Source organism: Bacillus sp. NMCC4, from assembly GCF_002998555.1.
Classification (GTDB): domain Bacteria; phylum Bacillota; class Bacilli; order Bacillales; family Bacillaceae; genus Bacillus.
Genome location: NZ_PVRA01000002.1, coordinates 289093 through 301424 on the forward strand (window position 1 = coordinate 289093; position 12332 = coordinate 301424).

At 42.1% G+C, this 12332-nt stretch carries 14 protein-coding genes; all 14 read left to right on the forward strand.

Going from position 1 to position 12332, the window contains the following annotated elements; genetic code table 11:
- The first annotated feature begins 2 nt into the window (after positions 1–2).
- The 14 genes from fabD (at position 3) to rplS (ending at position 12296) form a co-directional block, all read left to right on the forward strand.
- Positions 3–947: an ACP S-malonyltransferase gene (gene fabD, locus C6Y02_RS05735; protein WP_066030920.1), complete on the forward strand. Its 945-nt coding sequence runs from the start codon at positions 3–5 to the stop codon at positions 945–947.
- Positions 947–1690, forward strand: coding sequence for a 3-oxoacyl-[acyl-carrier-protein] reductase (gene fabG / locus C6Y02_RS05740; protein WP_060596235.1), 744 nt, complete (start codon positions 947–949; stop codon positions 1688–1690). The genes fabD and fabG overlap by 1 nt, the downstream gene beginning before the upstream one ends.
- Before the next feature lie 81 nt (positions 1691–1771).
- Entirely contained in the window at positions 1772–2005 is a 234-nt protein-coding gene (gene acpP, locus C6Y02_RS05745) for an acyl carrier protein (protein WP_003212028.1), read from the forward strand.
- 184 nt (positions 2006–2189) lie between these two features.
- Positions 2190–2933 (forward strand): ribonuclease III, encoded by a 744-nt coding sequence (gene rnc, locus C6Y02_RS05750; protein ID WP_060596236.1) that lies wholly within the window; start codon positions 2190–2192, stop codon positions 2931–2933.
- A 105-nt stretch (positions 2934–3038) separates the two neighbouring features.
- On the forward strand, positions 3039–6599 hold the full coding sequence (smc, locus tag C6Y02_RS05755; protein WP_106030834.1) for a chromosome segregation protein SMC: 3561 nt from the start codon (positions 3039–3041) through the stop codon (positions 6597–6599).
- Between the two features lie 22 nt (positions 6600–6621).
- Positions 6622–7608, forward strand: a complete 987-nt coding sequence (ftsY, locus tag C6Y02_RS05760; protein WP_034662411.1) for a signal recognition particle-docking protein FtsY — start codon at positions 6622–6624, stop codon at positions 7606–7608.
- A 141-nt stretch (positions 7609–7749) separates the two neighbouring features.
- Positions 7750–8082, forward strand: a complete 333-nt coding sequence (locus C6Y02_RS05765; RefSeq protein ID WP_012009935.1) for a putative DNA-binding protein — start codon at positions 7750–7752, stop codon at positions 8080–8082.
- 13 nt (positions 8083–8095) lie between these two features.
- Entirely contained in the window at positions 8096–9436 is a 1341-nt protein-coding gene (gene ffh, locus C6Y02_RS05770) for a signal recognition particle protein (RefSeq protein ID WP_066030917.1), read from the forward strand.
- A 105-nt stretch (positions 9437–9541) separates the two neighbouring features.
- Entirely contained in the window at positions 9542–9814 is a 273-nt protein-coding gene (gene rpsP, locus C6Y02_RS05775) for a 30S ribosomal protein S16 (RefSeq protein WP_003212139.1), read from the forward strand.
- A complete protein-coding gene (locus C6Y02_RS05780) occupies positions 9814–10059 on the forward strand; it encodes a KH domain-containing protein (protein ID WP_106030835.1) in 246 nt (81 codons plus the stop codon). The genes rpsP and C6Y02_RS05780 overlap by 1 nt, the downstream gene beginning before the upstream one ends.
- Before the next feature lie 101 nt (positions 10060–10160).
- Positions 10161–10547 (forward strand): YlqD family protein, encoded by a 387-nt coding sequence (locus tag C6Y02_RS05785; RefSeq protein WP_050945054.1) that lies wholly within the window; start codon positions 10161–10163, stop codon positions 10545–10547.
- Positions 10548–10555: 8 nt separating this feature from the next.
- Positions 10556–11080, forward strand: a complete 525-nt coding sequence (gene rimM / locus C6Y02_RS05790; protein ID WP_060596242.1) for a ribosome maturation factor RimM — start codon at positions 10556–10558, stop codon at positions 11078–11080.
- Positions 11077–11811, forward strand: a complete 735-nt coding sequence (gene trmD, locus C6Y02_RS05795) for a tRNA (guanosine(37)-N1)-methyltransferase TrmD (RefSeq protein WP_058014004.1) — start codon at positions 11077–11079, stop codon at positions 11809–11811. The genes rimM and trmD overlap by 4 nt, the downstream gene beginning before the upstream one ends.
- A gap of 137 nt (positions 11812–11948) precedes the next feature.
- Complete coding sequence (gene rplS / locus C6Y02_RS05800; protein ID WP_003212364.1) at positions 11949–12296, forward strand: 50S ribosomal protein L19; 348 nt, start codon at positions 11949–11951, stop codon at positions 12294–12296.
- Positions 12297–12332: the final 36 nt, after the last annotated feature.

Below are 12332 nucleotides of genomic sequence, written 5' to 3' on the forward strand. Positions count from 1 at the left end.
GCATGACTAAAATTGCATTTTTATTCCCTGGCCAAGGCTCTCAAAAAATTGGCATGGGAAAAGATTTATTTGACCAAGAAGCAGTATCTAAAGCTGTATTTGAAGAAGCAGACAAGACCCTCGGTTTTGACTTATCTTCGATGATTTTTGAAGGAGATGCAGAAGAACTGACGCTCACTTATAACGCGCAGCCAGCTCTTTTAACGACAAGTATCGCCATCTTAAAGAAATTTGAAGAGAGCGGAATCAAAGCAGATTACGCAGCAGGACATAGCCTTGGTGAATATACGGCTCTCGTTGCAGCAGGCGCACTTTCGTTTCAAGATGCTGTCTATGCAGTAAGAAAGCGCGGCGAATTAATGAACGAAGCTGTTCCAGCAGGAGAAGGCGCCATGGCAGCGATTCTTGGCTTAGATCAAGCGGCGCTTCTAGAAGTGACAAAAGAAGTGACAGAAAGCGGTCACCTTGTAGAACTCGCTAACCTAAACTGTCCTGGTCAAATCGTCATCTCTGGTACAGCAAAAGGTGTAGAACTAGCTTCAGAGAAAGCGAAAGAAAAAGGCGCAAAACGTGCGATTGCCCTTGAAGTGAGCGGACCTTTCCATTCTGCCTTAATGAAACCAGCCGCTGAAAAATTCACAGATGTTCTGTCAAAGCTAGACATTTCGGATGCCAAAACACCAGTGATCTCAAATGTAACAGCAGACATCGTCACATCTCGTGATGCTATTGAGACAAAGCTCATTGAACAATTGTATTCTCCTGTTCGATTTGAAGAAAGTGTGGAACGCCTCATTGATTTAGGCGTGACAACGTTTATTGAAATTGGTCCGGGCAAAGTACTTTCAGGCCTTGTGAAAAAGGTCAATCGCCGCCTGACAACCATTTCTGTTTCAGATCAGGAAACAATTGAAGCAGCTATTCAAACATTGAAGGAGGATTCTTGATGCTGACAAATAAAACAGCCGTTGTAACAGGTGCATCACGCGGGATTGGCCGTTCCATCGCGATCGATTTAGCGAAGAATGGTGCAAATGTTGTCGTCAACTATTCTGGAAACGAAGCAAAAGCAAATGAAGTCGTAGACGAAATCAAAGCACTTGGCCAGCAGGCATTTGCCGTTAAAGCTGATGTTTCAAATGCTGAAGAAGTACAAGCGCTCATGAAACAAGCAATTGACACATTTGGTTCAATTGACATCCTTGTCAATAATGCAGGGATCACAAAGGACAACCTGCTCATGAGAATGAAAGAAAATGAATGGGATGACGTCATTAACATAAACTTAAAAGGGGTCTTTAACTGTACAAAAGCCGTGACACGTCAAATGATGAAACAGCGCAGCGGAAGAATCATCAACTTGGCTTCAGTGGTTGGCGTATGTGGAAACCCTGGACAAGCAAACTATGTTGCAGCAAAAGCTGGCGTCATCGGGTTAACGAAAACAACAGCAAAAGAGCTGGCAACCCGTCATATTACAGTCAATGCAGTAGCACCAGGCTTTATTTCGACAGATATGACAGACAAGCTTGATGAGAATGTGCAGTCTGAAATGCTCAAACAAATCCCGCTTGCACGCTTTGGTGCACCTGAAGATATTAGCAACGTCGTTGTCTTTTTAGCTTCAGAAGGAGCAGGTTATATTACAGGCCAAACCATCCAAGTAGATGGCGGAATGGTTATGTCCTAAGAAATATCAAAATTTCATTAGGTTTTCTCTAGTTTTTTAAAAACGAATCAACTATAATACTTTGAGGGGAGGTGAAAGGCAATGGCAGACGTATTAGAGCGTGTATCAAAAATTATTGTAGACCGCCTTGGCGTTGATGAGGCTGACGTGAAAATGGAAGCTTCATTTAAAGAAGATTTAGGCGCTGATTCCCTTGATGTAGTTGAGCTAGTTATGGAACTTGAAGATGAGTTCGATATGGAAATTTCTGACGAAGATGCTGAAAAAATTGCAACAGTCGGTGACGCTGTGAACTACATAAATAGCCAGCAATAAGCGTAACAAAGTCCCGTCTATTTTCATGACGGGACTTTGAAAATTTATGTTAGTTTCAACACATTCAGCTGATCAATTGTCAGCCTTTTTCAGATGCTAAGGAGCAATGTTTCCTTGCATGTAGAAAGAGAGACTCCATATAATCAGTATCCTTAAAGGCGATTAAGCCTACCTGGAGGTTGCTATGCCAAAACACTATAAAGACAAACAGAAACAGAGCAAAAAACTAGAGCAATTTAGAGAGTTCCAGCAGCGCATTTCTGTACACTTTCAAAATGAAAAACTTCTATATCAAGCCTTTACGCATTCCTCTTATGTGAATGAACACCGGAAAAAGCCATACGAGGATAATGAAAGACTTGAATTTCTAGGAGATGCTGTTTTAGAATTGACGATCTCTCAATTCTTATTTGCGAAATATCCAGCGATGAGCGAGGGAGATTTAACGAAACTGAGAGCGGCAATCGTATGTGAACCGTCACTTGTGTCACTGGCACATGAGCTGTCCTTCGGAGACCTTGTTCTTTTAGGAAAAGGCGAAGAAATGACAGGCGGGAGAAAACGCCCAGCACTCTTAGCGGACGTATTCGAGGCGTTTATCGGAGCACTTTATTTAGATCAGGGGCTGGAGCCAGTGGAACGATTCCTAGTTGCCTATGTCTATCCGAAAATTAACGATGGAGCGTTCTCGCACGTCATGGACTTTAAAAGCCAGCTGCAAGAATTCGTTCAGCGCGATGGAAAAGGTGTACTGGAATACCACATCCTGCATGAAAAAGGACCAGCACATAACCGGGAATTTGAAGCAAATGTATCCCTTCGCGGAGAAGTGCTCGGAATTGGAAATGGCCGCTCTAAAAAAGAAGCAGAACAGCATGCTGCACAGGAAGCACTTGCTAAATTGCAGAAACATCATATGAACCAATAAAATCCCCCTCGTCATTCAGGGGGATTTCACTCTGTTTTCCATCATCTTTTTTCACTTCATATGGTAAGATGATAGTACTTTAAATACATAAGGAGGATCACTCTCATGTTCCTCAAACGTTTAGACGTGATAGGATTCAAATCTTTTGCACAGCGAGTGACCGTGGACTTTGTCAAAGGGGTCACAGCTGTTGTTGGACCAAACGGAAGCGGCAAAAGTAATATTACCGATGCCATCCGCTGGGTGCTTGGAGAACAATCAGCGAAAAGCCTCCGCGGAGGAAAAATGGAAGACATCATTTTTGCAGGAAGCGACTCAAGAAAAAGAGTCAATCTAGCAGAGGTGACTTTAACATTAGATAACGAAGATCACTTTTTACCGATCGATTTTCACGAAGTCAGTGTGACAAGAAGAGTCTATCGTTCAGGAGAAAGTGAATTTCTCATAAACAATCAATCTGTCCGCTTGAAGGATATTATTGATCTTTTCATGGATTCAGGTCTTGGAAAAGAAGCTTTTTCGATCATCAGCCAAGGAAAGGTAGAGGAAATTCTATCAAGTAAGGCAGAAGAGAGGAGAAGCATCTTTGAAGAAGCGGCTGGTGTTTTGAAATATAAAACAAGAAAGAAAAAAGCCGAGAATAAACTGTTTGAAACGCAGGACAACTTAAACCGAGTAGAAGATATTCTGCATGAACTAGAAGATCAAGTAGAACCATTAAGAATGCAGGCATCTATTGCAAAGGACTATTTGCAAAAAAAAGAAGAGCTTGAAAATGTCGAAATTGCCTTAACTGTCCATGACATCGAAGCACTTCATGAAAAATGGACAACACTTGGTGAAGCTGTCGAGCGCTTCAAACAAGATGAAATGAAGCAGTCCACAGATATTCAAGCAAAAGAAGCCAAAATTGAAGAGTCAAGAGACCGCATTCAAGCGCTTGACGAATCAATTAATGACCTGCAAGAAGTTCTTCTTTTCACAAGTGAGGAATTAGAAAAGCTTGAAGGAAAAAAAGAAGTATTAAAAGAACGGAAAAAAAATGCAGCTGCAAACCAAGGACAGCTAGAAGAAACGCTCATTCGCTTAACTGAAAAGCAGACGCAGTTAACCGAAAAGATTCAGCAGCAGAAAATCACGCGGGACAGCCTTCAAAAAGAAGTGCAGCAGCTAAAAGATGAAGTGAAAACAAAGCAGCATCAACTGTCGCTCCATAGTGAAGATGTGGAAGGTCAAATTGAACAGCTAAAAAGCGATTATTTTGATCTGCTTAATGAACAGGCTACCATCCGCAATGAACGTAAATTACTAGAAGAACAGCAGCGCCAAGCGGTCATGCAGCTGGAGCGGCTCACGCAAAACAACCAAAAACACATCGAAGAACGTGTGTCTGTCAAAGAAAAGAAAATAGAAGCTGAGCAGCAGCTTTCCGCACTTGAAGAAGACATACTGGGTCAGGTCAAGCGCTTTAGGGAAGCGGAACAAAAGCTTGAGCAAATGAAACGTCAATACGAGAAAAAAGAAACGGCTCTTTACCAAGCCTATCAATATGTGCAGCAGGCAAGATCGAAAAAAGAGATGCTAGAATCCATGCAGGAAGACTTTTCAGGCTTTTTCCAAGGAGTGAAAGAGGTCTTAAAGGCAAAAGAGCGTTTAGGCGGTATACACGGTGCCATTGCAGAGCTGATTCAAACAGATCAGCAGCATGAGACAGCGATTGAAATCGCGCTAGGCGCAGCAACGCAGCACGTAGTCACAGAAAATGAAGCAGCTGCGAGACAAGCAATTGCATACTTAAAGCAGCACTCCTTTGGACGTGCGACCTTCCTGCCAATGAATGTGATCAAAGAACGAACCATTCAGCATAGGGACGTCCAAACAGCTGAGCAGCATGCTGCATTTATCGGTGTAGCAAGTCACCTTGTTTCCTTTGATGAAAAGTATCAAAAAGTCATACAGAACTTGCTTGGAACGGTACTTATCGTTAGAGACTTAAAAGGCGCCAATGAACTGGCAAAAATGCTTGGTCATCGTTATCGCATCGTGACCCTTGATGGAGATGTCGTGAACCCCGGCGGTTCAATGACCGGTGGCGGTGTAAAGAAAAAGAACAACTCCCTTCTTTCAAGAAACCGGGAGATCGAAACATTAACAAAGCAGCTCGTTGAAATGGAAGAAAAAACAACGATCCTTGAAAAAGAAACAAAAGAAACGAAGCAATTGATTGCAGTAAACGAAAGCCAATTAAACGAACTGCGTCAGCGCGGAGAAACGCTTCGAGAAAAGCAGCAAGATCTCAAAGGAAAGCTATACGAACTGCAAGTAGCCGAAAAAAATATTAATGCTCACCTTGAACTCTATGATCAAGAAAAAGAAGAATTGCAGCAGCGTTCTACTGAACTTACGGATAAGGACAAAAAGCAGGCAGTCCTTGAAGTTTCAATAGGGGAGAAACTGACCACGCTTGATCAAGAGATCAATACATTAACAAAGCGTAAGCAGACTCAAAGCTCAACGAAAGAAACCATTTCTGCCGAATTAACAGAGCTGAAAATCTTGCTTGCCAAAAAAGAGCAGTCCTTAGCGAATGAACAAGAAAAGCTTTCGAGCTTAATGGCCGAATTAGAAGAGGCTGAACAAACGCTGATGGAAACAAAAGAAGACCTGTCACTCTTAACAAGTGAAATGACGTCTAGCTCAAGCGGAGCAGAACAGCTGGAAGAAGCGGCGAAAGAGAAACTGGAAAACAAAAACAAAACAACCGCACTTATTTCAGAGCGTCGTAAACAGCGCCTGGCTCTTTCTGAAACGTTAGAATTTGCTGAACGTGAACTGAAAGAGCAAAAGCGCCTTTACAAGCAGCTCACCACAAGCTTAAAAGATGAAGAGATTAAGCTTGGCCGTATGGAAGTTGAGCTCGACAACCTCATCGCTTATTTGAACGAAGAGTATGCCCTTTCGTTTGAAGGGGCAAAAGAGATGTATCATCTGACGTTATCACCAGATGAAGCAAGAAAACGAGTGAAGCTGATCAAATTAGCCATTGAAGAGCTAGGAACAGTGAACTTAGGCAGCATTGATGAGTATGAACGAGTAAATGAACGCTATCTCTTCTTAACAGAACAGCGAAACGATCTGACAGAAGCGAAAAATACATTATTCCAAGTGATCGAAGAAATGGATCAAGAGATGACAAAGCGCTTCTCTGAAACATTCTCGCAAATTCGCGGGCATTTTGAATCAGTTTTCCAAGCGTTATTTGGCGGCGGAAGAGCAGATCTTAAGCTGACAGATCCAAACGATTTACTAAACTCTGGCGTTGATATTGTCGCGCAGCCGCCAGGGAAAAAACTGCAAAACTTAAGCCTGCTTTCAGGCGGAGAGAGAGCATTAACAGCGATTGCTTTACTATTCTCTATTTTAAAAGTCAGACCTGTTCCATTCTGCGTGTTAGATGAGGTCGAAGCGGCGCTTGATGAAGCAAATGTTTTCCGCTTTGCGCAATATTTAAAGAAATACAGCCAGGAAACACAGTTCATTGTCATTACGCACCGTAAAGGAACAATGGAAGAAGCAGATGTGCTCTACGGCGTTACTATGCAGGAGTCAGGTGTTTCTAAGCTTGTATCCGTCAAACTAGAAGAAACGAAAGAGCTTGTCCAGTAATTAAAGGAGGTTTTTGAACCAAATGAGCTTTTTTAAGAAATTAAAAGAAAAATTTACGCAGCAAACCGATTCAGTATCAGAAAAGTTTAAAGATGGACTTGAAAAAACGAGAAACTCCTTTCAAGGAAGAGTAAACGAACTAATTTCACGCTACCGTAAAGTCGATGAAGACTTTTTTGAAGAATTAGAAGAAGTTCTGATCGGAGCAGATGTCGGTTTCACAACGGTGATGGAACTGATTGATGAGCTGAAAAAAGAAGTGAAATTAAGAAACATTCAAGACCCAAGTGAAGTACAATCGGTCATCTCTGAAAAACTGGTTGAAATCTACAATAGCGGAGAGGAACAAATCTCTGCGCTGAACATCGAAGACGGCCGATTAAATATCATTTTATTTGTAGGTGTCAATGGCGTTGGGAAAACAACGACTATCGGCAAACTTGCGAATAAGCTGAAAAATGAAGGGAAATCCGTCATTTTAGCAGCAGGTGATACGTTCCGTGCCGGTGCGATTGAGCAGCTTGAAGTATGGGGAGAGCGTTCAGGTGTCCCTGTTGTCAAACAGACGGCTGGCTCTGACCCTGCAGCGGTGATCTATGATGCCGTTCAATCAGCAAAAGCGAAAAATGCGGATGTCCTTATCTGTGATACAGCAGGAAGACTGCAAAACAAAGTGAACTTGATGAAAGAGCTAGAGAAGGTCAAGAGAGTCATTGAACGCGAGGTTCCAGATGCACCGCATGAAGTGCTGCTCGCTCTTGATGCAACAACGGGTCAAAATGCGATGGCACAAGCGAAGGAATTTTCTAAAGCGACGAATGTGACAGGAATTGCTTTAACAAAGCTTGACGGGACTGCAAAAGGCGGGATTGTCCTTGCAATTCGAAATGAGCTGAACATCCCCGTGAAGCTTGTCGGTTTAGGTGAAAAGGTAGACGATCTGCAAGAATTCGATGCAGAATCGTATGTGTATGGATTATTCTCAGACGTGATTGATCAAGAGGACTAACAAAAATGCCGGCAAAACTGCTGGCATTTTTATTTATACGCCGCTTTATGGAGTGACAAGATAAAAACTTGACACACAGTAGAGAACCGTGTAAACTTAGTTGATGTAAAGGGAATGAACTTAACAAAGGGGAGAGAGCCCATGACGCTTGAAAAAACAACGAGAATGAACTACTTGTTTGACTTCTATCAATCGTTGTTAACCGCAAAGCAAAAGAGCTACATGTCGCTTTACTACCTAGACGATTTTTCCCTCGGTGAAATTGCGGATGAATATGAAGTATCAAGACAGGCTGTTTATGATAATATTAAACGGACTGAAGCGATGCTTGAACAATATGAAGAAAAGCTGCTCTTGTTTAAGAAATTTAAAGAGCGTAAAGAACTTCTCAAAAAAATGAGAGAGCTCGTAGCAGATTCCGCTCAGACGGAAGAAGCAGAAGCTTTAATTGAATCGCTTGAGAAATTAGATTAGGAGGCGGCACAGTATGGCATTTGAAGGATTAGCCGACCGACTGCAGCAGACGATTTCAAAAATCCGCGGCAAAGGAAAAGTGTCAGAGCAAGATGTAAAAGAAATGATGCGCGAGGTACGCCTTGCCCTTCTTGAAGCTGACGTCAATTTTAAAGTAGTCAAAGACTTTGTGAAAAAAGTAAGCGAGCGGGCAGTTGGACAAGAGGTGATGAAAAGCCTTACCCCTGGACAACAGGTCATTAAAGTTGTAAAAGAAGAACTCACTGAATTAATGGGTGGGGAAGAGAGTAAAATCGCTGTAGCGAAAAAATCTCCGACAGTCATTATGATGGTTGGTCTTCAAGGGGCAGGTAAAACAACCACAACTGGGAAGCTTGCCAATTTACTTCGCAAAAAACATAATCGCAAGCCGATGATGGTGGCTGCAGATATTTACAGACCAGCAGCGATCCAGCAGCTTCAAACGCTGGGGAAACAGCTTGATATGCCTGTGTTTTCATTAGGTGATCAAGTCAGCCCTGTCGACATTGCCAAACAGGCAATCGAAAAAGCGAAAGAAGAACACCACGATTATGTCATTTTAGATACAGCAGGACGCCTTCATATCGATGAAGAATTGATGGATGAACTTCAGAAAGTAAAAGAAGTAGCGAGTCCAGAAGAAATTTTCCTTGTTGTTGACTCTATGACAGGTCAAGATGCTGTCAATGTAGCAAAAAGCTTTAATGAACAGCTTGGTTTAACAGGTGTCGTTCTAACGAAACTAGACGGGGATACACGAGGCGGGGCAGCACTTTCCATTCGAGCTGTCACCAATACGCCGATTAAATTCGCCGCACTAGGAGAAAAGCTGGATGCGATTGAACCATTCCACCCGGAGCGGATGGCATCAAGAATTCTTGGCATGGGAGATGTGCTTACACTTATTGAAAAAGCACAGGCAAACGTTGACCAAGATAAAGCGAAAGAGCTTGAACAAAAAATGCGGACCATGAGCTTTACGCTCGATGATTTCCTCGAGCAGCTTGGGCAAGTTCGTAATATGGGTCCACTTGATGAATTGATCCAAATGATGCCGGGAGCCGGTAAAATGAAAGGGCTCAAAAACGTCCAAGTAGACGAAAAGCAGCTCAATCACATCGAAGCGATCATTAAATCAATGACGACCGAGGAAAAAGAACAGCCAGAGGTCATCAATGCAAGCCGAAGAAAACGGATTGCAAAAGGAAGCGGAACATCTGTACAGGAAGTCAATCGCCTTTTAAAGCAATTTGACGAAATGAAAAAGATGATGAAGCAAATGACCAACATGTCCAAAGGGAAGAAAAAAGGCTTTAAATTACCATTTATGTAATTGGTTATACATGATAAAACCGTTGTTAAGAAAAAACACTTTACAAACCCTTTTATCATTGTTAATATACTATCTTGTTGAAATATTTTCGGAGGTGCTAGTAAAATGGCAGTAAAAATTCGTTTAAAACGTATGGGATCAAAAAGATCTCCTTTCTATCGTATTGTTGTAGCAGATTCTCGTTCACCACGTGACGGTCGTTTCATCGAAACAGTTGGAACATACAATCCAGTGTTATCACCAGCTGAGGTGAAAATCAACGAAGAATTAGCGCTTAAATGGCTTCAAAATGGTGCGAAACCATCTGATACAGTTCGCAACCTTTTCTCAAGCCAAGGAATTCTTGAAAAATTTCATAATGCGAAAAACAGCAAATAATGAATGAGCTGTCCTTGGAAGAATTGATTGTGTCCATCGTCGAGCCACTTGTTGATTTCCCTGAAGATATTCACATATCTTCATTAGAAAAAGATGAGCAAGTGATTTACACACTGTCTGTCAATGCTGAAGATACCGGAAAAGTGATCGGAAAGCAGGGACGTACAGCAAAAGCGATACGAACAGTCATGTTTGCAGCAAGTGCAGAGTCTTCTAAGAAAGTTCAACTTGAGATTGCTGACTAAAAAGGGAGAGGGCTTAGGACCTCCCCTTTTTTTACACGTTTTTCTATTTTTCGTTATACTGTAGAGGACAAATGCCTTCGGATAGGGGGACAAAAAGGAAGATGCAGATCATTCAACATGTCACCGTCATGCAAGTATTAACTGAAAGCAGTAAGGACAAACTGTTAACGACTTTTTTGGAGAAAAAAGAAAGACTAGAACGTGAGTGCAATCAACTATATTTTCAACTGAAAAAACATGAAAAAGAACCACATCAGCAAGAAGCCATCCCTCAATTTCAAAAAGCCATCGATAAACGGCAGGAGAAGATCCAGCAAATTGACTTTCAAGTAGAGCAGCTGCATATTTTGCCGCTTGGGAGTGAAATGAAAGAGACAGAAGTGGATGCGCTGGTTGAAGTGAAAATAGGTGATAAATGGGATGACAAGATGCAAGATAATGTCATCGTCGTGAAAGACGGCACCATTGTGGAAATACGTCAGGGGTGATTGAGAACATGGAACAAGAATGGTTAAATGTTGGAAAGATTGTTAATACACACGGAGTTCGCGGAGAAGTACGCGTCGTGTCAAAGACAGATTTCCCAGAAGAGCGATACAAAAAAGGAAGCGTCCTCTATATTTTTAAGCAAGGTCAAGGGGAGCCGCTGAAAGTCACTGTCGCATCACATAGGCAGCACAAACAGTTTGATTTGCTCACATTTGAAGAAATTAGCTCATTAAATGAAGCAGAGCTATTGAAAGAATCAATCTTAAAAGTAGAAAAAGAACATCTCGGCTCTTTAGATGAAGGAGAGTTTTATTTCCACCAAATCATTGGCTGTGAAGTATACGATGAAGATGATCAGCTTGTCGGTCAAATCAAAGAGATTTTAACACCAGGGGCAAATGATGTCTGGGTTGTCGGAAGAAAAGGTAAAAAAGATGCCTTGATTCCTTATATCCCATCTGTCGTCAAAAAGATCGATATCTCATCCAAAACCATACACATTGAAGTGATGGAAGGACTCATTGACGAATGAAAATCGACTTCTTAACACTTTTTCCTGAAATGTTCGAAGGTGTGCTCCACTCATCGATCTTAAAAAAGGCACAGGAGAAAGAAGCTGTCTCATTCAATGTTGTCAATTTTAGAGAGTATTCGGATCATAAGCATAAAACAGTAGATGACTATCCGTATGGCGGCGGTGCTGGTATGGTACTGAAAGCACAGCCCGTATTCGATGCGGTAGAAGATTTGACGAAGAAAGCAAGCAAGAAGCCCCGAATTATTCTTGTCTGTCCTCAAGGAGAAAGATATACGCAAAAGAAGGCAGAGGAACTTGCAAAAGAAGAACACCTTATGTTCATTTGCGGCCATTATGAAGGCTACGATGAGCGCATCAGGGAGCATCTTGTCACAGATGAAATCTCAATCGGAGATTTCGTTCTCACAGGCGGAGAGCTGCCAGCGATGATGATTGCAGACAGTGTGGTCAGGCTTTTGCCTCATGTGCTTGGAAAAGAAGCGTCTCACATTGAAGATTCATTTAGTACAGGTCTGCTAGAGCATCCTCACTATACAAGACCAGCCGATTATAAAGGACTAAAAGTGCCGGATGTGCTCCTTTCTGGAAATCATGCCAAAATAGAAGAGTGGCGGCGCAAAGAATCTTTGAAGCGAACTTATACAAGACGGCCAGATTTGATCGATTCTTGCAAAACGTTAACAGAAGAAGAAAAAAGATGGCTTTGGCAGCTTCATAATGACTAGATTGTATTGCACACTGCATATAGGTATGGTATGATACTACTTGTGACTTGGACGGCTTGCCGATTCAAGTTTGAAAACGATGTTCCGCTGCAATGAAGAAAGAGGACATGAGCATCTGTTGGAAGGAGTTGAAAACGATGCAACATTTGATTGAAGAAATCACAAAAGAACAATTACGCACTGATCTTCCTGCGTTCCGTCCTGGTGACACTTTACGTGTACACGTTAAAGTTGTCGAGGGTACTCGTGAGCGTATCCAGATCTTTGAAGGTGTTGTAATTAAGCGTCGTGGTGGTGGAATCAGCGAAACTTTCACAGTTCGTAAGATTTCTTACGGTGTAGGCGTTGAGCGTACATTCCCTGTACACACACCAAAAATCGCTAACATCGAAGTTGTACGTCACGGTAAGGTACGTCGTGCGAAACTTTACTACCTACGTGAACTTCGCGGTAAAGCGGCTCGTATCAAAGAAATCAGACGATAATGATATCAAAAGAAAGAGCTTGTTACCTGTAACAGG

What these genes read in the sequence shown, in the direction of transcription:
- fabG (WP_060596235.1), top strand. Translation starts at nt 947, where the DNA reads ATGCTGACAAATAAAACAGCCGTTGTAACAGGTGCATCACGCGGGATT.
- smc (WP_106030834.1), top strand. Translation starts at nt 3,039, where the DNA reads ATGTTCCTCAAACGTTTAGACGTGATAGGATTCAAATCTTTTGCACAG.
- acpP (WP_003212028.1), top strand. Translation starts at nt 1,772, where the DNA reads ATGGCAGACGTATTAGAGCGTGTATCAAAAATTATTGTAGACCGCCTT.
- trmD (WP_058014004.1), top strand. Translation starts at nt 11,077, where the DNA reads ATGAAAATCGACTTCTTAACACTTTTTCCTGAAATGTTCGAAGGTGTG.
- rnc (WP_060596236.1), top strand. Translation starts at nt 2,190, where the DNA reads ATGCCAAAACACTATAAAGACAAACAGAAACAGAGCAAAAAACTAGAG.
- rpsP (WP_003212139.1), top strand. Translation starts at nt 9,542, where the DNA reads ATGGCAGTAAAAATTCGTTTAAAACGTATGGGATCAAAAAGATCTCCT.
- C6Y02_RS05765 (WP_012009935.1), top strand. Translation starts at nt 7,750, where the DNA reads ATGACGCTTGAAAAAACAACGAGAATGAACTACTTGTTTGACTTCTAT.
- C6Y02_RS05780 (WP_106030835.1), top strand. Translation starts at nt 9,814, where the DNA reads ATGAATGAGCTGTCCTTGGAAGAATTGATTGTGTCCATCGTCGAGCCA.
- ftsY (WP_034662411.1), top strand. Translation starts at nt 6,622, where the DNA reads ATGAGCTTTTTTAAGAAATTAAAAGAAAAATTTACGCAGCAAACCGAT.
- rplS (WP_003212364.1), top strand. Translation starts at nt 11,949, where the DNA reads ATGCAACATTTGATTGAAGAAATCACAAAAGAACAATTACGCACTGAT.
- ffh (WP_066030917.1), top strand. Translation starts at nt 8,096, where the DNA reads ATGGCATTTGAAGGATTAGCCGACCGACTGCAGCAGACGATTTCAAAA.
- fabD (WP_066030920.1), top strand. Translation starts at nt 3, where the DNA reads ATGACTAAAATTGCATTTTTATTCCCTGGCCAAGGCTCTCAAAAAATT.
- rimM (WP_060596242.1), top strand. Translation starts at nt 10,556, where the DNA reads ATGGAACAAGAATGGTTAAATGTTGGAAAGATTGTTAATACACACGGA.
- C6Y02_RS05785 (WP_050945054.1), top strand. Translation starts at nt 10,161, where the DNA reads ATGCAGATCATTCAACATGTCACCGTCATGCAAGTATTAACTGAAAGC.